Here is a 19,767-nt window from a genome sequence, read left to right as displayed (position 1 = left end):
CAATACAGCTAATGAATCATACATTTATATTAATTTTACACATATGTCTCGCATCCCTAGTGTGACCCCGGACCGGCGCGCATCGGATTGCGAATCGCGTCGCGGATCATTCACCAGTCAGGGAGATTTCGACATGAAACAACTAGGATTTATCGCGGCCCTCGCCATGGGCGCGCTGACGTTGCCCGCGGTGGCCCAGGATTACCCGGCCCGCGACATCGATCTCGTGGTGCCCTTCGATCCCGGCGGATCCGTCGACACCACCTCGCGCATCATTGCCGAGACGGCAAACACCATCCTCGACGGGGTCGAGATGAACGTCGTGAACCGCTCGGGCGGCGGCGGCGTGGTCGGCCAGACCTCGGTCGCTCAGGCCGATCCCGATGGCTACACCGTGCTCGCGATGACAAGCTCGGTCGTGACCAACCCCAAGATGAAGGGCGCCGGCTACGCGGTCAGCGATTTCCGCCCCGTGGCGCTCTACAACCTCGACCCCGAGGTCATTGTCGTGCCGGCCGAGTCTCCCATCGAGACGATCGAAGATTTCATGGCCAAAGCCGAGAGCGAGGGGCTCAACATCGTCGTGGCCGGCGTCGGCACCTCGCATCACATGTCCGGCCTCGCGATCGAGCGCGTGACGGACGCCAAGTTCAACTACATCCCCACCAAGGGCTTCGGCGCGCAGGTGCAGGCGGTCGCGGGCGGTCACGCCGACGGCGCGCTCTGGCCGCTGGGCGAGGCAACGGCACAGGCCGAAAGCGGCGCGGTGCGCATCCTCGCCATCGCCGCCGAGGAACGCTCGGACGCCTTCCCCGACGCGCCCACCTTCCAGGAGGCCGGCATCGACATCCCGATCTTCGCCACCTTCCGCGGCTGGGCCGTGCCCGCGGCCACCCCGGACGAAGCCGTCGCCTTCCTGCAGGATCTCCTCAAGCAGGTGAGCGAGACCGAAGCCTATGTCGAGAAGATGGAATCGGCGGGCTACACGCCCACCTATCGTGACGCCGAGGGCTTCCAGTTCGTCGTCGACAACTACGCCGATCTGACCTCGGTCATCATCGACGAAGCGGGCCTCGGCCAGTAATCATCCCCGCCTTGTCCGCCCGGTCCCCCGCGGGCCGGGCGGGCCTTTTGCGCCCCCTCCCGCCAAGGTGCTGCCCCGTGACCACTTCCCCGGACACCCGACCCCTTCTCGCTCACAGCGACACTTATGTGGGCCTCGCGCTCGTGCTGACAGGCGGCATCGCCGCCTGGCTCGCCTCGGGCTTCGACGCCTATTCGCGAACCTATCCGCTCGTGCTCGGCTGTCTTCTGGCGATCCTGGGCGCGGTGCTGATCCTGCGCGTGGTCATCGGCACGACGACGCATGTCTCCTTCGCCACGCCCGCGCAGGTCACGGGCGCGGCCTCCGCCACGATCCTGCTCTGGATTGCGGCGCTCACGCAGGGATTGGGCTATCTTCTGCCCACCTTCCTGATGCAGTGCGCCTTTCTCTGGCTCTGCGGCGTGCGCGCGCCGGTCAAGCTGGTGCTGATCGCGGCGCTAGTGGCGGGGATCAGCTACCTTGCCTTCATCGAGGGGCTGGGCGTGCGCCTTCCGCGCACCCTGGCGCCCTGGCTCTTGTGAGGGGCGCGTCATGGACCTGATCGTTCTGGGCTTCGAGACGCTCGCTTCTCCCATGGTCGCGCTGATGCTCGTCATTGGCGTCTTCGCCGGCATGATCGTGGGCTCGATCCCCGGCATCAACGACAACATCGCCTTCGCGGTCTTCATCCCGTTCTCCTTCTCGATGCCGCCGGAACAGGCGCTCGCGCTCATGGTCGGTGTCTACTGCGCCGCCGCGTCCGGGGGCGCCATACCCGCAATCGTGATCAAGGTGCCGGGGACGGCCTCGTCGCTCTTGACCGCGGAGGACGGGAACGCCATGGCGCGCAAGGGCTTCGCGGGCCGCGCGCTTTCCATCGCGATCACCTCGTCTGTGGTGGGCGGCGTGCTGTCGTCCATCGTCCTGCTTCTCTTCGCCCCGTCGCTGGCCAAGGTCGCGCTCAGGTTCGGCTATGTCGAGAATTTCGCGCTCGCCATCCTCGGGCTTTCGAGCGTTGTCGGTCTCTTGCGCGGCAACGTGATCAAGGGTGCAATCGCCGCGATCATCGGCCTACTGGTCGCCAATGTCGGGTTCAGCCCCGTCACGGGCTTCCCCCGCTACACCTTCGGCAACGTCAACCTGATCGAGGGGATTCCCTTCGTGCCGCTCTTGGTGGGCCTGTTCGGGATCGCGGCCATGTTCGACCTCATGACCGACATCTTCCGCGACCGCCGCGCCGCCAAGGAGGTGACGGGCCTGCCCGAAATCGGCTCCCTCCGCCTGCCGAAAGGTCTGATGCGCCGCCTCGCGCCCGTCTGGGCCGGAAGCGCCGCCATCGGCAACGTGATCGGCATGCTGCCCGGTGCAGGCATGCTGATGGCGATCTTCCTTGCCTACGATCAGGCCGCGCGCCGGTTCCGCCGCCTCTACGAGGGCAAACCGGACGAAGCCGAATGGGGCAACGGCGCACCCGAGGGGATCGCGGCACCCGAGGCCGCGAACAACGCGGTGACGGCAAGCTCGATGGTCCCGCTCCTCTCGCTCGGGATTCCCGGCAACTCGACCTCGGCACTCTTCATCGGGGCGCTCGCCATTCACGGCATGGTGCCGGGGCCGCTTCTGTTCTCGCAGCACGGCAACATCGCGTGGATGATCATCGTGGCCTTCCTCGTGGCGAACCTCGTCATGTGGCCCATCGCCTGGGTGGTGATCCGAACCGTATCCAAGTCGATCTTCGCCATCCCCAAGGAGGCGATGGTGGGCGTGATCGCCCTTCTCTGCCTCATGGGCGCCTATTCGGACGGGGCCAACACGTTCAACATGTGGGTGGCCATCGTTGCGGGCGTCGTGGCGTATGGCATGCGGCTGGCGAAGATACCTCTGGGGCCCGCAATCCTCGGGCTGGTGCTGGGACCGCAGCTTGAATCCTCGCTCAACAATTCGCTGACGATCTCGGGCGGCAACTGGCTGGTCTTCCTCGATCCGGTTTCGCACCCGATCGCGGCGGGCATGATGCTGGCCTCGGCGCTACTCTGGATCGTGCCGGTGGTGATGAATTTCCGGGGGCGCCGCGAATGAGCAAGACCGACGAAACACATCGCGAAACGCGGCTCATGCACTACGGGCGCGGCCCCCTGCCCGGCCCCGCGAACCCGCCGGTGATGCGCGCCTCGACCGTGCTGCACGATACCGTGGTCTCCTACCGTGACACCAAGGCGCGGCGAGAGACGGATGACGCCGTGCTGTCCTACGGGCGGCGGGGGACCACCACGGCCCACGCCCTTGCGGCCGCCATCGCCGACCTCGAGGGTGGCGAGGCGTGTTTCCTCTTCCCCACCGGGGTCGCGGCCGTCGCGGGCGCCATCGCGCCCTTCATCGCTGCGGGCGATCACGTGCTCTGCGTCGACACGATCTTTCCCGCCACCCGCAGCTATTGCGACGACGCGCTGGCGCGCATGGGCGTGACGGTCGACTACTTCCCGTGGGATACGACCGACCTCACCGATCACGCCCGCCCCGAAACGAAACTCGTCATTGTCGAATCTCCCGCCTCCCAGACCTACGAGGTGATGGACCTGCCCGCGCTCTGCGCTGATGCCCATGCCCGTGACCTGCTCGTGGTTGCCGACAGCACCTACGGCTCGGGGTGGCTCTACCGTCCGCTCGAATTGGGATGCGACGTCTCGGTGATCGCGGGCACCAAGTACTTGGGCGGCCATGCCGACGTGATGATGGGCGCCGTCTCGGCCAAGGGCGGCGCGGTCGCGCCCCTGCGCCGCCACACGGCCATGACCGGCCAGACGCTCGGGCCGGACGACGCCTACAACACCCTGCGCGGGATGCGCACGCTGGCGCTCAGGCTCGAACGCCACGAGGCAACTGCGCTCGCACTTGCGCGCTGGCTTCGGGACCGGCCCGAGGTGACACGTGTCCTGCACCCCGCCCTGCCCGGTCATCCGGGCCGCGAGACATGGGCGCGCGATGCCAGCGGTACGAACGGCCTTCTGACCGTCGAATTCACCCAGGGCTTCGACACGGAGGACTTCATCGACCGTCTCGCGCTCTTCTCGGTCGGAAGCTCTTGGGGAGGGTTCGAGAGCCTCGCCATGCCCTGTGCCCCCGAAGCAGGCCGCACCTATCCGAACCCCGACCGCACCGGCCCGATGGTGAGGCTCCATGCGGGGCTCGAACATGTGGACGACCTTATCGCCGACCTCGCCCGCGCGCTCGCCGCGCCGGCCTGACCGAAACCGACCAAACCGGAGAAACATCCATGGGAACCAGCGTTTTCGATTCGATCCTCCTCGCCAATTCTTGGTCCACCGAGGAAATGCGCGGCGTCTTCAACGACGAAGCCCGCATCCAGCGTTGGCTCGACGTCGAGGCGGCGCTCGCACTCGAGCAGGCCGCGCTCGGCATGATCCCACAGGAGGCGGCGGACGAGATCGCCGCCAAGTCCCGCTATGACGCCATCGACATGGATCTCGTCCTGCGCGAACTCGCGAAGACCAAGCACCCGCTCGTGCCGGTCGTGCGCGCGCTGGAACATGTCTGCGAGAACGGCGCGGGCGAATACGTCCACTGGGGCGTCACCACGCAGGACATCATCGACACCGGCCTCGTGCTGCAACTGCGCGACGCCTACGAGATCGTGCGCCGCGACCTCGAGGAGATGGCCCGAAGCCTCCTGAAGCTCAGCGAAGAGCACCGCAACACGCCCATGATGGGCCGCACCCTCTCGCTTCAGGCGATCCCCGTCACCTTCGGATTCAAGGCGGCGATCTGGCTGTCCGAGATCGACCGCCATCTCGAACGTCTGGACGAGATGGCCCCGCGCGTTTTCGCGGGTTCCATCGTCGGCGCCGTCGGCACCAAGGCGTCCTTCGGACCCAAGGCGCACGAGATGGAGAAGGCCGTGAACAAGCGTCTCGGCCTCGCCACGCCCAACATCTCGTGGCAGCCCGCTCGTGACCGGTTCTACGAATTCGGCGCCGTGATGGGCGGCATCAACGCCACCATGAACAAGATCGGCAACCAACTCCTGCTGCTCATGCACAACGAACTCGACGAGGTGGCCGAACCCTTCGGTGAGGGGCAGGTCGGATCGTCCACCATGCCGCACAAGCGCAACCCGGCGGTGACCGAGAACTCGGTCACGGTGTCGAACACGCTCAAGTCCAACATCAACATGATGTCCGACATCACCAAGCACGAGCACGAGCGCGACGGCGCGGTGTGGAAGATGGAATGGAAGATCATGCCCGAGATATGCCTCATGCTCTCGGTTGTGCTGGCCAACCTGAAATTCGTGCTGGCGGGTCTCGAGGTGAAGGAAGAGAGCATGCTGGCCAATCTCAACCTTCTCAAGGGCTACGCGCTGGCCGAGCGCGTGATGTTCGCGCTGGCCGACAAGATGGGCAAACAGACCGCGCATGAAGAGGTCTACGTCGCCGCGATGAAGGGCATCGAGGGCGGTCAGACCTTCAAGGAAGCGCTGATGGGTAACGACAGGATTTCGGCAGCGGTGAGCGAGCAGGAACTCGACGCGCTGCTCGATCCCACCACCTATGTGGGTCATTCGCCCGAGATCGTCGATGCCGCGCTCGCCGATATCCGCGGTAAGGGGCGCGTCTGAGGGGCGGTATCCCGCCCTGCATTGACAATCCCGACTAAATCACTCAGGTCTTGAGCCGAGCGATGCGTGCCGGCCCTTCCGCCAAGGCTGCGGAAGGCCTCACCGGCGCGCATCGCGTCGCCATCGCGACGACACCGAAACGCAAAGGACCAAGACCTCGATGAACCACCCGATGCTCGCCACGAGCGCCCTCGCGCTCGGTCTCGCCGTCACCGGACCGGCCTCTGCCGCCACCGACAAGGCCGCCGTGCTGAACAACTATGCCGATATCGCGCAAGCGAAATACGAGGACAGCCTCATCGCCGCCAAGGCCCTGCGCGACGCGGTCGAGCGGCTCGTCTCCGATCCATCGCCCATGGCGCTCGAACGCGCGCGCGAGGCATGGATCGCCGCCCGCGTTCCCTATCAGCAGACCGAGGTCTATCGCTTCGGCAATCCGATCGTGGACGACTGGGAAGGCAAGGTGAACGCGTGGCCTCTCGATGAGGGGCTGATCGACTACGTGGACGCATCGTATGGCGGACCGTCGGACGAAAACGAGCTGGCCGCGCTCAATATCGTGGCCAACTCCACCTTCACCCTCTCGGGGAAAGAGGTCGACGCCTCCGAGATCACGCCCGAACTTCTGGCCGACACGCTCCACGAGGCCGACGGCGTCGAGGCCAATGTCGCCACCGGCTATCACGCCATCGAATTCCTGCTTTGGGGGCAGGATCTCAACGGCCATAATGCGGGTGCGGGCAATCGGCCCTGGACCGACTATGCCGCCGGCGCGGACTGCACGAACGACAATTGCGACCGCCGCGCCGACTACCTCCGGGCCGCAACCGACCTCCTCGTCTCCGACCTCGAATGGATGACGCAGCAATGGGCCGAAGGCGGCGCCGCGCGGGAAACCGTGACCGAGAACCCCGATAAAGGGATCACCGCGATCCTGACCGGCATGGGCTCGCTCTCCTACGGCGAACAGGCGGGCGAACGCATGCGTCTCGGCCTGATGCTGAACGACCCCGAGGAAGAGCATGACTGCTTTTCCGACAACACACACAACAGCCACTACTACGACGGGCTTGGCATCCAGAACGTCTATCTCGGCGACTACGTGCGCATCGACGGGACCGAGGTTTCGGGCCCGTCGCTCTCGGACCTCGTGGCCGATAGCGATCCTGCGCTCGACGCCGAAATGCGCGCGAAGCTCGCCACCACCATGCGCGAACTGGGCCAGATCAAGACCGCCGCCGAAGCGGGGTTTTCCTATGACATGATGCTTGCCCGCGACAGCGCCGCCGGTGAGGCGCTCATCATGGGCGGGGTCGACGCCCTCATCGACCAGACGCGCACGATCGAGCGCATCGTCTCGGCGCTCGGCTCGGATGCCATCGCATTCGAAGGCTCCGACAGTCTCGACGATCCCGACGCCGTGTTCCAGTAACACTGCCCCCGGTGCGCGGTGTCTTATCGCCGCGCGCCGACCATCGCTTCCGAACGGCCCGATGCCATGAAACGCTTCGTCACACTTGCCCTCGCCGCGACGCTCGCCACCCCGCTCGCCGAGGCGGGCAGCCCGCTCGACGAGCCGCACCTGCCCATCATCCCCAGGACCGAGGCCGAGGCCGCGCGCATCGCCAAGGTCACGGCGCCACCCGGCTCGTTCGACGCTCCCCAGGCATACGAGGAGAAATCCGCCGGCGCCGCCACCGTGCGCGCCACGCGCGATTCCAACGCCTTTTCCCTGCCCTCGGGCAACATCACCTTCGAGGACGAGCTGGATTTCAAGGTCGGCAACGGCCTCTTCCGCAAGCTCTGGGTCTCGTCGCCCTCGTCGACACTCGCCTCCGATGGGCTCGGACCCCTCTACAACGCGCGCTCCTGTCAGCGCTGTCACATCAAGGACGGGCGCGGTCATCCGCCCGAGGGGCCGGACGACAACGCCATCTCGATGTTCCTGCGCATCTCGATCCCGGGCACCGACGCTGACGCGATTCCCGAGATCGCGGACTACATCGCCTCGCGCCCCGACCCGACCTACGGCACGCAATTGCAGGATTTCAGCCTGCCGGGCCACCCTGCGGAATACCGCCTCAACGTCACCTATGACGAGACCAACGTGCCGCTTTCGGGCGGCCAGGTCGCGCATCTGCGCGCCCCCACATACCGCGCCGCCGACCTGGGCTATGGCCCGCTCCACCCCGACGCCATGTTGAGCCCTCGCGTCGCGCCGCAGATGATCGGTCTCGGTCTCATCGAGGCCATTCCCGCCGCCGACATTCTCGCCGGTGCGGACCCGGATGATACCGACGGCGATGGCATCTCGGGCCGCGCCAACATCGTCTGGTCACGGGAGTTCGACCGCCCGATGCTGGGCCGCTTCGGGCACAAGGCCGGCAATCCCACGATCCGCGAACAATCCGCCTCGGCCTTCGTGGGCGACATCGGCATCTCGAACCCGCTCTTCCCCGCAGCCTCGGGCGAATGCACCGATCTTCAGGCCGATTGCCTCGCCGCGCCACACGGCGACGGCGACGAGCGCGAGTTCGAGATCGACGCCGAGGGGCTCGATCTCGTCACCTTCTACAGCCGCAATCTCGGCGTGCCCGCGCGGCGTGACGTGGACGATCCCCAAGTGCTGCGCGGCAAGAAGGTCTTCCACGAAACCGGCTGCGCCTCCTGCCACCGGCCCAGCTACGTGACTCATCGCCTCGAGGGCCAGCCCGAACAGAGTTTTCAGCTCATCTGGCCCTATACCGACCTGCTGCTGCACGACATGGGCCCGGGCCTCGCCGACAACCGCCCCGAGGCGCGCGCGACCGGGACAGAGTGGCGCACGCCGCCGCTTTGGGGCATTGGCCTCACCCAACAAGTCTCGGGGCATACCTATTTCCTCCACGACGGCCGCGCACGCTCACTCCTCGAGGCGGTTCTGTGGCATGGTGGCGAGGCACAGACGGCGCGCGATACCGTTGTCGAGATGCCTCCCGACGATCGCGCCGCCCTCATCCGCTTCCTGGAGAGCCTCTGACCATGCGCCCCCTCATCATCGCCATTGCCCTCACGGTGCCCCTCGCCGCCACGGCAGAGCAGGCAGATTTGCGCAGGATCGTCGACGACCACATCCTGCCTCGCACCGAGGCCCTTGCGGAGCAGACCGACGCGCTGGCCGAGGAGGCCCGGACCAACTGCGCCACCGGCTCGGACGAACTGCGCGCGGCCTATCACGACGCCTTCGACGCCTGGGTCGTGATGAGCCACCTGCGCTTTGGTCCGACCGAGGAAGACGACCGCGCCTTCGCCCTCGCCTTCTGGCCCGACACCCGGGGCGTCACCCCTCGCACGCTTGGCGCACTGCTCGACGCCGCCGACCCCGTGGCCGCCTCCCCCGAGAAATTCGCCACCGTCTCGGTCGCCGCACGCGGGTTCTATGCGCTCGAGTTCCTGCTCTATGACGACGCCTTCGCGGATCGCGGCGAGGCCGCGTATCGCTGCGCCCTTCTCCGGTCGCTGACCGCCGACATGGCGGCCAATGCCCGCGCGATCCATGACGATTGGTCCGACCGCTACGCCGATCTCATGAGCGGCGCGGGCAGCAATGACACCTACCGCAGCGAGGCGGAAGCCACGCAGCAGCTGTTCACCGCGCTCACCACGGGGCTTCAGTTTACCTCAGACGTGCGGCTCGGCCGTCCCTTGGCCAGTTTCGACCGCCCCCGTCCTGCCCGGGCCGAGGCATGGCGCTCGGGCCGGTCGCTGCGCCACGTCATCCTCTCGCTGCAAAGCCTGCGCGACCTCGCCGCGCGCCTCTCGGGCGGGGACGGGATGATCGATGACGCCTTCGCCAAGGCCCTCGCCGAAGCCGAGATACTCGACGATCCCGTCTTCGCTGGTGTGGACGATCCGCAATCGCGTTTGCGCGTCGAAAGCCTGCAAACCAGCATCGACGGCATCCGCGACCTCGTCGCGACCCGCCTCGGGCCCCAGCTCGGCATCTCGGCGGGATTCAACGCGCTCGACGGGGATTGAGATGCCGGGCCGCCGCAGCTTCCTCGCCGGGCTCTTGGCCGCCACGGCCTGCCCCGCCCCCACTTGGGCCGACGCGGGCGCGCCGCGCTACCTTGCAGCCGCGCGCCTGCCTTCGGGAGCCTACCGCATGTTCGGCCTCAACGCTGCGGGGGGCCGCATCTTCGACCTTGCACTCCCCGGCCGCGGCCACGCGGCGGCGGCCCATCCCTCGCGCCCCGAGGCCGTGGCTTTTGCCCGTCGCCCCGGCACCTTCGCGCTCGTCCTCGATTGCATGACGGGGCAGGAGACCGCCCGGCTCACCGCTCCAGACGGCCATCATTTCAGCGGTCACGGCACCTTTTCGGCCGAAGGCACCCTGCTTTTCACCGCCGAGAATGACTATCGGAACGCGCGCGGCATGGTGGGAATCTGGGACGCCGCACACGGCTATTCCCGCATCGGCGCTCTCCCCTCGGGTGGCGTCGGCCCGCACGATCTGCGCCTCATGCCTTCGGGCACGACACTCGTCGTCGCCAATGGCGGTATCGAGACACATCCCGACACGGGCCGGGCCAAGCTCAACCTGCCGCTCATGCGACCCAATCTTGCCTATCTCTCGCTCGACGGCACGGTCCTCGACCGGGCCGAGCCGCCGTCCGAATGGCACAAGCTCTCCCTGCGCCACCTCGCCGTCGCGCCGGACGGGCGGGTGGCCGTGGCGGGACAATGGCAGGGCGACGCGGCCGAGACCCCGCCGCTTCTCGCCATGCACGAGATGGGCGGCGCCCTCGCCTTTGCCGAAACGGCCGAAACCGAGGCACGCGCGATGCAGGGCTATGCCGGCTCCATCGCCATGTCGGGCGGCGGAGACGAGATCGCCATCACCGGCCCGCGCGGTGGCCGCGCGCTCGTCTTCGACAGCGCACGGCGCCTCGTCACCCGGATCGAGGCCCCCGACATCTGCGGCGTGGCCCCCGCACGCGACGGGCTGCTTTTCACCACGGGCCAGGGCCAAATCCTGCGCCGCACCCCGGGCGCCCCTCCGACCACGACCTCACGCCACGCGCTTTCGTGGGACAACCACCTGATGCGGGTGTGAGGGATGTTGTGACACCGGCGCGGGTCGGCGCCCCCGTGATCTTCTCCACCGGTCTTTCACACCGCCGACACGATGCTGGCCATGAGGCGCCGCAGATCGCCGAAGTAGCCCTCCGTTCGAGCCGGGCGCGTCGGATCCGAGGTAATGGCGATGCTCACGTTCAGATCCGGCACGACCGCCAGGATCTGCCCACCGTAGCCACGCCCGTATGCCGCCCGTTGGCCGGCGATGTCGGTCAGGAACCAGCCATATCCGTAACGGTCGCCGCTCCAGGGTGACCGGCCACGTGGCTGCCATGACCTCGCGATCCAAGATGCCGGAACGACCTGGACACCACTCCATCTGCCATCCGCCAGAACCATGTCACCGATCCGGCCAAGATCACGCGGCGACAGCGCCATCTGATTGCCGCCCATGTAGTTGCCCTGCGGATCGCGCTGCCAAGGGGCGATGTCGATGCCGAGCGGCTCTGCGAGCCAGTCGCGCGCCAGGCTGTGCAGGTCGCGCCCCGTCGCCCGCGCAAGCAAAGCACCCAGAAGATGCCAGCCCCCCGTCGAATAGATGAAACGTCCACCCGGCTCGGCCACCAGATCGCGGGTCAGGACATGGTCGACCCAATTCTCGCTTGCGACCCAGGCGCCGTATTCCGCGCCCGAGGTACTTGCCAACCCCGCCCGCATCGACAGCAAATCGCCGACGGTGATCTCGTCTCGCGCATCTCCGGTCGCCGGACGGCCAAGGGCCGGCAGCACCCTGGTGTCGGCCCCCGGCAGGTCTCCGCGGTCGATGGCGATTCCCGTCAGAAGCGCAAGAAGGGTCTTCGAAACGGATTTGACATTCGCGGGCCGATCAAGATCGTTTCCGCCGAACGCACGCTCCAGAACAGCGTTTCCATCCCGGTGGACCACGAGCGCGTGCAATTGTTCGAGTTCGCGGGCCTGGGCCTCCACCTCGGCGAAGTCCCGTGTTTGAGCCGTCACCGGACGCATAAGAACTGCAGGCGACATCAGCGCGGCCAGCCCCATGGCCACTGCCCGGCGCCGCGTGGTCGCGACGCCGGTTCCGTTGGGTTCCCGGCCATCAGGGCATGATCCGACCCGCACAGGATCCGGGCACTCTATGGCTTCCGCCTTAGTCCCATATCGCAAGATCATCTCGTGTCCCCCTTTGGTTGCCTCGCCGCAGGGCTTCCCGTTCATCGCGATATGTCGGCGCCGCGCTCAGCCGTCCCTCACGCCCTTCTCGACCCTTTCGCCAAGGGTTTCGTCCACGTTGCGCCAGTATTCGAAAGCCCGTTTCAGCACCTTTTCGGAGACGCCGCCCTTGAGGTGGCCCACGATATTGTTGACCAGCCGGTCACGCGCGGCGTCGTCCAGAACATCGCGGACCAGTGTGCCGGCTTGTCCCCAGTCGTCGTCATCCTCGCGAAGCGTATAGGCCTGCCGCACCATGTCGCCGTCGGCATACCACAGCCCCGCGTCGTCGGTCAGCGACGGATCGGCCGCAGGTCCACCGTAGGAGTTGGGAGCATAGACGGGGTCCGAGACGTTCTCGACCCGCATCGCACCATCCTTGCTGTAGCTGTGGACCGGCGATTTGGGGCGGTTGACCGGGATCTGCTTGTAATTCGCCCCCAGCCGCGCGCGATGCGCGTCCGCGTAGGAAAACCCGCGCCCCAGCAGCATCTTGTCGGGGCTGAGGCCTATGCCGCGCACCAAGTTGTTGGGTTCGAAGGCCGCCTGTTCGATTTCGGTATGGAAATCGGTCGGGTTGCGGTCCAGCGTCAGCTTGCCCACCTCGATCAGGGGATAATCCGCATGCGGCCACACCTTGGTCAGATCGAACGGGTTGAAGCGATAGGTCTTGGCCTCCTCGAACGGCATGATCTGCATCTTGAGTGTCCAGGTCGGATAGTTCCCGTCGCGGATCGCGTTGAACAGGTCGCGGCGGTGGTAATCGGCATCCTCACCCGCGATCCTGTCGGCTTCTTCCTGGGTCAGGAAGTCGTTGCCCTGGTCGGTCTTGAAATGGTACTTCACCCAGAATTTCTCGCCGTCCGCGTTCACCCACATGTAGGTGTGGCTCGAAAAGCCGTCCATGTGCCGCCATGTCTTCGGGATCCCGCGATCGCCCATCAGCCATGTCACCTGATGCGCGGATTCCGGCGAGAGCGTCCAGAAATCCCACTGCATGTCGTGATCGCGCAGGCCCGAGTCGGCGCGGCGTTTCTGCGAGCGGATGAAGTGCTGAAACTTCATCGGATCGCGCAAAAAGAAGATCGGCGTGTTGTTGCCGACCATGTCGTAATTGCCTTCGGTGGTATAGAATTTCAGCGAGAACCCGCGCGGATCGCGCCAGGTGTCCGGACTGCCCCGTTCGCCCGCGACAGTCGAGAAACGGATCAGCGTGTCGGTTTTCGTGCCCGGCTGAAACAGCGCCGCGCTGGTGTATTTGCTGACGTCATGCGTTACCTCGAAATGCCCGAAGGCGCCGCCTCCCTTGGCGTGCGGCTGGCGTTCGGGAATGCGCTCACGGTTGAACTGCGCCATCTGCTCGATCAGGTAGTGATCGTGCAGGACGATAGGTCCGTCCCGGCCGACCGTAAGGGAATGTTCGTCACTCGCCACGGGTTGACCTGCATCGGTCGTGGTGGGTTTCTTGGCGTCATCGGTCATGTCGAGATCTCCTTTTGCGGCCCAGAGGCACCGGTCCACAACGGGATCGTCGGGCGTCCGGTGCCCTCTCGATGGCACATTCGATCCTGCCGCAAATCCGGAGAACATCCAAGGGCGGGATCGCCGGTCCCGAAACCCGTGGCGGCAGACGCGTCAGCGTCACATGGGCGTTAATGGCGGGACCAGCGAGCTTGATCGTCCGATTTACGGCCCAAAACCCGAGGTCAGCCCGCCATGGCGTTGGCCACGCAACGGAAACCGATGTGACGGTGGCCGCGTCCCGGAGCGTTGGAAAACCCGTCGCGATGCGTCGCGGTCAGCGTCGCAGATCCCGCATCGTAGATGTAGTCACCGCCCCGCGTAACCCGCTCGCCGGCGCGATCAGGGGCTTCGCGGCCATCCGCGGGATCGTAGGGGTAGGGCCGCTTCAGGCTGGACGTCCATTCCGCAAGCGATCCACTCATGTCAAGCACGCCGCTCGGCGTCGCACCGGCCGGACGGCTCCCCACCTCGGCGGTCACGCCGGTCTGCCCCGACACGAAAACGCGGCTCTGATCCGGTGCGGTATTCCCCCACGGATAAAGGCTGGCGTCTGCGCCCCTTGCGGCGGCCTCCCACTCGGCCTCGCTGGGCAGGCGCGTGCCGCGCCAGGCGCAATAGGCGCGTGCTCCGGCCCATGTCGTCTCTGTCACGGGGTGGTTCTCATAGCCGGGCGTCGGGCGGAACGCGCCGTCGCTGTAACCGATGCGCGCCTGCGGGTCGTCCAGCGCGATGATCGGGTAGAGCCCGCTGCTGCGCTGCTCTTCCATCAAGAGAGCTGCACTCTCGTCTGAGAGGTGATCGCGGGTCGCGTTGCCGCCTTCGAACTGTGCGGCGACCGGAATGGCCAGCGCGTTCAGATACTCGGCAAAGGCCGCGTTGGTGACCTCGGTGCGGTCGATCCGAAAGCCTTGCAGTTGGACCGTGTGCGCTGGCGCCTCGCTAGCAGGGCCGTTGTCGCGGCCAAGCGTATAGATGCCGCCCTCGACCGGGATCATCGCGTCGTTCGCGCGGATCGAATGAGGCGCAGTGTCAGGCGTATACGAGCAGCAGACCGACCACGGACGCGCCTTGGGCGGCGCTGTCCCGCAGCGGCCAGAGCGCGAGCACCGCCAGGAGCATCCCGAGGAGCGTGAGGCCCGTCAGCAGCATCGCACGATCTGCGGCAAACAGCTTTTTCACGATACCCACCCGAATGCTGGACCAAGACTCTGAAAGACAGCTATCATGGTCGGCCCCTCGGTAGCCAGTAAACGCTGTCGCACTAGGTGCGCAGGCACTGGTCGGCGAAGATGCCTGCCGGCGCATATGGGGAAACAGGCATTAGGCCGCGATCTGCACCGCAAGATCCTGCTGCGCGACCACGCAACATCGGCAGACGCGGCGATACTGAAGGACGGCGGTTTTCCGCATCCTCACGCGCGGTCTTGCAGCGATTGACAGGGGTTGCGTTCATCCGCGTCATCGCCACTCTGCCGAGGCGAGTGACGCTGACTCATCGGAAAAAAATCCTCCGACTCCCACGGCCCTCCTGCTGCGGTCACCATCGCGGAGGAGGAACAGGGCGTCGAGCCCACACCTTCTTGCGAGCGCCGCGCCTGCATCAGCGCCGAGCACCATCAGCGCCGTCGCCCAGGCGTCGGCCTCGGCGCAGGTGCGGGCGAGGACGGTGACGGAGGCCGGCGGAGCGAGCAACGGCGCGCCGAGCTTCGGGTCCATCGTATGCGACAGACGACGGCCCTGCACCTCGACCCAATGGCGGTAATCGCCGGATGTCGCGACGGCCGCGTCCTGCAGCGCGAGGATCGAATGGGGAGCCCGACGCTCAGGGTTCGGGGCTTCGACCGCGATGGTCCATGCCTCGCCGTCCGGCCGGAGCCCGAGCGCGCGCATTTCGCCGTCGATCCCAACGAGGCCGCCCGCGATCCCGTGGTCACGCAAGGTCTCGGCCAACCGGTCGACCCCATAGCCCTTGGCGATACCGTTGAGATCGAGCGCGATGGGTGCGGACTTGCGCACCTGGTCGCCACAGGTCTCCAGCACGTCATGTGCCGGGCGGCGCGGCGCGGCCATCGCAGCGCGGATGCCATCAGGCGCGGCGGCCTCCGGCCCGAACCCCCAGGCCGTCACCGCATCGCCCATGGCGATGTCGAAGGCCCCGCCCGAGGCGCGCCCGATCTCAAGGCCGAGATGAAGGACCGTGCGCAGCCGGTCGGGCATCGCCACCCATTCGCCTACCGGTTCCGCGTTGAGGCGCATGAGATCGCTGTCGGGCCGCCACGTGGACATCTGCGCGTCCACCTCATCCACCGCCGCTTGCAACGCACCGTGAACTGCGTTCGTATCGACGCCCGGTTCCGCGAAGAACAGCGCCGACCAGCGCGTGCCCATGGTCAGGCCATTCAGCGCGTGACGCACCATTTCAATAGACATCTTCGACATACCGCCCCTCCGCCTTCAGCACCGCAGGAGTGAGCCCGGTCGGCGCGAGGATTTCGGCCAACGCATCGGCCACGCCCGCCGCCATGTCGCGCCCACCGCAGACCATCACGCGGGCGCCGTCGCGAATCAGGTCGGCGACCTGAGTGGCCTCGCCCCGCAGAGCATCCTGCACGAAGTGCGGCCGCTCCCCGCGCGAGACGGCCGTGACCAGCCGGGTCAAACGCCCTTCTTCCTGCCAGCCGGGAAATTCCTCCCCGTAGAAGAAGTCGCTCTCCGGATGACGCATTCCGAAGAACAGATGGATCGGCCGCTGGCGCGCGTTGCCGCGCACGAACCCCGCAAGTGGCCCGATTCCCGTTCCCGCGCCGATCAGGATCAGCGGCGCGCGGCCCCGTCCGACCCGGAAACCGGGGTTGCGACGGAGGAAGGCGGTCACCGTAACGCCGGGTTCCAGTGTGGTCAGTTGCCCCGAGCACAGGCCGCCCGGATGCTTCCTCACCACGATCTCGATGAACCCGTCGCGCCGGCACGAGGCAAGCGAGTAGAGCCGCGGCATCTGGCTGCCCTCCGGCAGAACACCGATCAGGTCGCCGGCGGTGAAGCGCGAGAAGCCTTGCCCGGTCAGTCGCTGCCAGAGCGTGGCGCGCGGCAGGGCAAAGCGCAGGATCCCGGTCGGGGCCTGGACCTCGGCGCCGTAGTCCCGGCGCGACAAGAGGGTCAACGTCTCGGTCTTCGGCAGAACGGGCTGGTGCGACAATTCCAAGGGGATCCCAAGCGCCTCACTCAGCGCGCGGCTCCACCGCGCGAAATCCTGCGGCGACTGGCGGTCGATCGTGCCGAGCGGCATGAGTTCGGGCCAGCCCTTCGCCCGCGCCTGGGTCATCACAGCCTTGGCGAACGCGCAATAGGCAGGGAAGCTGCGGTCCCCGAAGCCGAGCACGGCCAGAGGAATTTCAGGCGCGCGGTCGAGGGCTTGAAGCCGGTCGAGAAACCCCTTGGCCGAGGCCGGTGCCGCGCCGTCGCCATAGGTCGCGGCGAGCAGGATGATCCGCTCGGCTTTTGCATAGCGCTCAGGAGCGAAGCCCGACATCGGCCCCACATGCACGCTCTGCCCGGACTGCGACAGCGCGGCGTGCAGCGTCGCGGCGAAGCCCCATGTGCTGCCGCCCTCGCTGCCGACAAGCAGGATCGTCTCGGCCCCGCCCGCTGGCTGATTGCCCCGGATGCGGGGCCGTGCGCGCCGCCCCGCAATCCAGACCAGAACGCCGGTTGCCCCCATGGCGGGCACGCCCAGCGCCATCAGCCCGAGCACCAGCCCCAGCGTCGCCTCGCCCTGTCCGGTGTGCAGCATGTAGATGGTTTCCGAGACCCGCTCCCACCCGGTGAGGCCCTCCCAGGCCAGAAGCGCTCCGTTGCCCTGATCGAGATATCCGGTCCCCCGGTCGGTCTTCAGCCTGAAGGCGTCCGTCGCATCGCCGGGATAGGGGAAGCTCAACTCGCGCAGCTCGGCGACGTGCATCTGTTGCAACGTCGGCATCCAATCAGGGGCAAACCCCGTTTCACCGCTCACCTCGGTCGGGAAGGCTGGCGCTGCGCCGCCATCGGGGAGAAGATCGAAAGTCGAGGCCGTCATCCACAAAGCCGTGGTCGACGACAGGATGAGGCCGATCACCGCAATCCGTGCAATCTCGACGTGCAGCCGACCGGCAAGCGGCCCCCGCAGAGGCGCGACCCAATGCCGCCAGCCGCCCGTCCGCCGCGCGACCAGCGCCGCACCGGACAGCGACAGGACCAGCATCGCCAAAGCCCCCGTCGCCATGGCAATGCGACCGCCATCTCCGAGAAACAGCGAGCGATGCAGGTTGGTGAGCCAGCGGAGGGTCCGGTTCGGGTCGGCCGAGGCCACACCCTGACCCGTCGCCGGGTCGATCACTGCGGCGCCGGGCGTGCCCTGGTCGAACCAATAGGCGGTGATCCGGCCCGATGGCGACCGGCGGATCTGCTCGACCCCCGGATAGACCGCCTGGATGCGGTCCGCGAGGGTGGCGACGGTCAGACCGGTCTCCACCTGCGGCGAGACGATACGCTCGGCCGCAGGGAAGACCGACAGCGCCGCGCCGCTCAAGCTCAGGATGGTCACGAGAGCCAAGGCGATAAGCCCTGGCCAGCGATGAAATGCGCGGATCATGGCCGGTCCTTCACATGTCGTATTGGAAACTGGCGACGTAGCGGCGGCCGCGCACGGGCGTCCCGGCGCCCTCGGTCGTGAGCGGCACCGCCACCTCGTTCGGGCTGTCGCGCATGTCCTCGACGGCGGCGTCGATGTGGAGGGTGTAGCCCGCGTCGAACAGCGCGTCGGCCAAGTCAAGAGTGATCTCGAGCGTGCGCCCCGCGCCGACGCTTGCGCCGGTGATGCCGTTCACCTGTGCCGGGTCACCGCCCGTTGCGCGGTACCAGTCACTCAGATGCTCGTAGTATTTCGACTTGCCGCCGGCCATCCAGAGACTGCCGACATAGGTGCCCGCTGGGTCGGAGACGTAGAGCGCGAGATAGGCCCCGTCGCCGCCATAATTGTTGAGGGTCGCGGTCAGCGTCACCGGCCGTGCCATCGCAAGGCCGGGGAAATTGAGCGCCGTGGTGAGCGCGAGCGTGGCGAGTACGGATTTCATCGGATCTATCCTTGTTCGGAGATGTGTTGCGGAGAGGCTCAGTTGACCTGAACCTGCGGCGGCGCGCCGTTCCCGAAGAGGCCGTTCTGCGGCGGCTGGGCGGTGCCGGCCCGGGTAGGACTGCGGGCGCCGTCGCGGTTGTCATCGTCCTCGAATTCCGTCTCGACAACCTTCAGCGTCGCCGGATCGACTTTCACCTCGATCTCCCGGCCATCGCTGTCGCGGCCTTCGATCTCGTAGCAACCATCGTCGATCTTGATCTCGCGGACGGTCCAGCCGTTTTGCTGGGCCATCTGCATCGCCGCCTCGCGCGACTGCCACGTGTCGCGGGGCGCGGTGCAAACGTCGTCATCGGCCAGCGCGGCACCAGCCGCCAGAAGTGCAACAAGTGAAACTGTGGTCAGTGTCGTTTTCATGGCAGGGTCTCCCTTTGTCTGCTGAGACCAGTCTGGAGAGCCGACCTGAGGGCTTCCTGACGGCAGAGCGATTCCTGTGTCAGCTTGCCGTCAGAAAGAAAAAGGCCGGAGGAAAGCAGAAAACCCCCGCGGAGGAGGGGGGGGTCATATCGGTCCGGGGATATTGCGGTTTACAGTATCAAACGATCAGGAAATATTACGGGAAGTGGCGGGATAACCGTCGTACGTCATTGTATGGTGGCAATAATTGAGGTTCGGACCGATACGGTATACCGAAGTCAGTCTTCGTGATCCCGATCCCGGCCTCGGTCCTTGTCGCGGCGATCGTCGTCGTCCTCGTCTTCGTATTCGAACTCGATCATCTGGAGCGTGGCCGGATGGATAGTCACCTCGATTCGGCGCCCTTCGGTATCTCGGGCGTCCATCTCGTAGCAGCCATCGTCGATCTTGATGCGGCGCACCGTCCAGCCATTTTCGTCGGCCAGCCGGGCAACGACGTCTCGCGGCTGCCAGTCAGCCATCGGCACGAGGCAATCGTCGTCCGCCAGCGCCACGCCGGCTGGGAAAACCGCGAGAAAGCCGAGAATTGTCAATGTCTTCTTCATGCGTCAAACTCCCCGTGGCACGCCCCTTGCTGTAATTCATGCGCGCCAAAGCTGACCGCAACCTGAAGGGAGGCGGCCCACCCGCTTCAGCTGCGTGTCAGCCGGA

At 66.5% G+C, this 19,767-nt stretch carries 18 protein-coding genes; 9 read left to right on the top strand and 9 right to left on the bottom strand.

Translation table 11 applies throughout. The annotated features are described in order from the left end of the window. Positions 1–133 precede the first annotated feature (133 nt). The 9 genes from K1T73_RS04145 (at position 134) to K1T73_RS04105 (ending at position 10,815) form a co-directional block, all read left to right on the top strand. Positions 134–1,084, top strand: a complete 951-nt coding sequence (locus K1T73_RS04145) for a tripartite tricarboxylate transporter substrate binding protein (RefSeq protein WP_220602723.1) — start codon at positions 134–136, stop codon at positions 1,082–1,084. A gap of 77 nt (positions 1,085–1,161) precedes the next feature. Beyond that, positions 1,162–1,626 (top strand): tripartite tricarboxylate transporter TctB family protein, encoded by a 465-nt coding sequence (locus tag K1T73_RS04140; RefSeq protein WP_220602722.1) that lies wholly within the window; start codon positions 1,162–1,164, stop codon positions 1,624–1,626. Positions 1,627–1,636: 10 nt separating this feature from the next. After that, on the top strand, positions 1,637–3,163 hold the full coding sequence (locus tag K1T73_RS04135; protein ID WP_220602721.1) for a tripartite tricarboxylate transporter permease: 1,527 nt from the start codon (positions 1,637–1,639) through the stop codon (positions 3,161–3,163). Beyond that, a complete protein-coding gene (gene metC, locus K1T73_RS04130) occupies positions 3,160–4,329 on the top strand; it encodes a cystathionine beta-lyase (RefSeq protein WP_220602720.1) in 1,170 nt (389 codons plus the stop codon). Before K1T73_RS04135 ends, metC begins: the two co-directional genes overlap by 4 nt. A gap of 29 nt (positions 4,330–4,358) precedes the next feature. After that, positions 4,359–5,720, top strand: a complete 1,362-nt coding sequence (gene purB / locus K1T73_RS04125) for an adenylosuccinate lyase (RefSeq protein WP_220602719.1) — start codon at positions 4,359–4,361, stop codon at positions 5,718–5,720. Positions 5,721–5,880: 160 nt separating this feature from the next. Next, positions 5,881–7,152, top strand: coding sequence for an imelysin family protein (locus K1T73_RS04120; RefSeq protein WP_220602718.1), 1,272 nt, complete (start codon positions 5,881–5,883; stop codon positions 7,150–7,152). 66 nt (positions 7,153–7,218) lie between these two features. After that, positions 7,219–8,739 carry a di-heme oxidoredictase family protein gene (locus K1T73_RS04115; protein WP_220602717.1) on the top strand — a complete coding sequence of 507 codons (1,521 nt, stop codon included), beginning with the start codon at positions 7,219–7,221 and terminating at the stop codon, positions 8,737–8,739. A gap of 2 nt (positions 8,740–8,741) precedes the next feature. Beyond that, complete coding sequence (locus K1T73_RS04110) at positions 8,742–9,737, top strand: imelysin family protein (RefSeq protein ID WP_220602716.1); 996 nt, start codon at positions 8,742–8,744, stop codon at positions 9,735–9,737. A 1-nt stretch (position 9,738) separates the two neighbouring features. Beyond that, positions 9,739–10,815 carry a DUF1513 domain-containing protein gene (locus K1T73_RS04105; RefSeq protein ID WP_220602715.1) on the top strand — a complete coding sequence of 359 codons (1,077 nt, stop codon included), beginning with the start codon at positions 9,739–9,741 and terminating at the stop codon, positions 10,813–10,815. A gap of 56 nt (positions 10,816–10,871) precedes the next feature. Here K1T73_RS04105 and K1T73_RS04100 read toward each other — a convergent pair whose 3' ends face one another. The 9 genes from K1T73_RS04100 to K1T73_RS04060 form a co-directional block, all read right to left on the bottom strand. Continuing rightward, the gene (locus K1T73_RS04100) at positions 10,872–11,840 is read right to left on the bottom strand and encodes a serine hydrolase (RefSeq protein WP_220602714.1); all 969 of its coding nucleotides are present in this window, start codon (positions 11,838–11,840) and stop codon (positions 10,872–10,874) included. A gap of 195 nt (positions 11,841–12,035) precedes the next feature. After that, positions 12,036–13,490 (bottom strand): catalase, encoded by a 1,455-nt coding sequence (locus K1T73_RS04095; protein WP_220602713.1) that lies wholly within the window; start codon positions 13,488–13,490, stop codon positions 12,036–12,038. A 224-nt stretch (positions 13,491–13,714) separates the two neighbouring features. Further along, entirely contained in the window at positions 13,715–14,527 is an 813-nt protein-coding gene (locus K1T73_RS04090) for an SUMF1/EgtB/PvdO family nonheme iron enzyme (RefSeq protein ID WP_220602712.1), read from the bottom strand. Positions 14,528–14,561: 34 nt separating this feature from the next. Beyond that, a complete protein-coding gene (locus K1T73_RS04085) occupies positions 14,562–14,711 on the bottom strand; it encodes a hypothetical protein (protein WP_220602711.1) in 150 nt (49 codons plus the stop codon). Between the two features lie 279 nt (positions 14,712–14,990). Next, positions 14,991–15,971: an FAD:protein FMN transferase gene (locus tag K1T73_RS04080; protein WP_220602710.1), complete on the bottom strand. Its 981-nt coding sequence runs from the start codon at positions 15,969–15,971 to the stop codon at positions 14,991–14,993. Then, positions 15,952–18,159, bottom strand: a complete 2,208-nt coding sequence (locus K1T73_RS04075; protein ID WP_220602709.1) for a PepSY domain-containing protein — start codon at positions 18,157–18,159, stop codon at positions 15,952–15,954. Before K1T73_RS04075 ends, K1T73_RS04080 begins: the two co-directional genes overlap by 20 nt. 10 nt (positions 18,160–18,169) lie before the next feature. After that, entirely contained in the window at positions 18,170–18,640 is a 471-nt protein-coding gene (locus tag K1T73_RS04070) for a DUF2271 domain-containing protein (protein WP_220602708.1), read from the bottom strand. Positions 18,641–18,678: 38 nt separating this feature from the next. Next, positions 18,679–19,056 carry a PepSY domain-containing protein gene (locus tag K1T73_RS04065; RefSeq protein WP_220602707.1) on the bottom strand — a complete coding sequence of 126 codons (378 nt, stop codon included), beginning with the start codon at positions 19,054–19,056 and terminating at the stop codon, positions 18,679–18,681. A 278-nt stretch (positions 19,057–19,334) separates the two neighbouring features. Then, positions 19,335–19,661, bottom strand: coding sequence for a PepSY domain-containing protein (locus K1T73_RS04060; RefSeq protein WP_220602706.1), 327 nt, complete (start codon positions 19,659–19,661; stop codon positions 19,335–19,337). Positions 19,662–19,767: the final 106 nt, after the last annotated feature.

Origin of the sequence: Roseovarius sp. SCSIO 43702, from assembly GCF_019599045.1 — a bacterium.
Lineage (GTDB): Bacteria > Pseudomonadota > Alphaproteobacteria > Rhodobacterales > Rhodobacteraceae > Roseovarius.
This window is presented reverse-complemented; position numbering and strand designations above follow the sequence as displayed.

What these genes read in the sequence shown, in the direction of transcription:
- K1T73_RS04135 (WP_220602721.1), top strand. Translation starts at nt 1,637, where the DNA reads ATGGACCTGATCGTTCTGGGCTTCGAGACGCTCGCTTCTCCCATGGTC.
- metC (WP_220602720.1), top strand. Translation starts at nt 3,160, where the DNA reads ATGAGCAAGACCGACGAAACACATCGCGAAACGCGGCTCATGCACTAC.
- K1T73_RS04060 (WP_220602706.1), bottom strand. Translation starts at nt 19,661, where the DNA reads ATGAAGAAGACATTGACAATTCTCGGCTTTCTCGCGGTTTTCCCAGCC.
- K1T73_RS04145 (WP_220602723.1), top strand. Translation starts at nt 134, where the DNA reads ATGAAACAACTAGGATTTATCGCGGCCCTCGCCATGGGCGCGCTGACG.
- K1T73_RS04120 (WP_220602718.1), top strand. Translation starts at nt 5,881, where the DNA reads ATGAACCACCCGATGCTCGCCACGAGCGCCCTCGCGCTCGGTCTCGCC.
- K1T73_RS04105 (WP_220602715.1), top strand. Translation starts at nt 9,739, where the DNA reads ATGCCGGGCCGCCGCAGCTTCCTCGCCGGGCTCTTGGCCGCCACGGCC.
- K1T73_RS04090 (WP_220602712.1), bottom strand. Translation starts at nt 14,527, where the DNA reads ATGATCCCGGTCGAGGGCGGCATCTATACGCTTGGCCGCGACAACGGC.
- purB (WP_220602719.1), top strand. Translation starts at nt 4,359, where the DNA reads ATGGGAACCAGCGTTTTCGATTCGATCCTCCTCGCCAATTCTTGGTCC.
- K1T73_RS04115 (WP_220602717.1), top strand. Translation starts at nt 7,219, where the DNA reads ATGAAACGCTTCGTCACACTTGCCCTCGCCGCGACGCTCGCCACCCCG.
- K1T73_RS04070 (WP_220602708.1), bottom strand. Translation starts at nt 18,640, where the DNA reads ATGAAATCCGTACTCGCCACGCTCGCGCTCACCACGGCGCTCAATTTC.
- K1T73_RS04110 (WP_220602716.1), top strand. Translation starts at nt 8,742, where the DNA reads ATGCGCCCCCTCATCATCGCCATTGCCCTCACGGTGCCCCTCGCCGCC.
- K1T73_RS04095 (WP_220602713.1), bottom strand. Translation starts at nt 13,490, where the DNA reads ATGACCGATGACGCCAAGAAACCCACCACGACCGATGCAGGTCAACCC.
- K1T73_RS04075 (WP_220602709.1), bottom strand. Translation starts at nt 18,159, where the DNA reads ATGATCCGCGCATTTCATCGCTGGCCAGGGCTTATCGCCTTGGCTCTC.
- K1T73_RS04100 (WP_220602714.1), bottom strand. Translation starts at nt 11,840, where the DNA reads ATGGGGCTGGCCGCGCTGATGTCGCCTGCAGTTCTTATGCGTCCGGTG.
- K1T73_RS04065 (WP_220602707.1), bottom strand. Translation starts at nt 19,056, where the DNA reads ATGAAAACGACACTGACCACAGTTTCACTTGTTGCACTTCTGGCGGCT.
- K1T73_RS04080 (WP_220602710.1), bottom strand. Translation starts at nt 15,971, where the DNA reads ATGTCGAAGATGTCTATTGAAATGGTGCGTCACGCGCTGAATGGCCTG.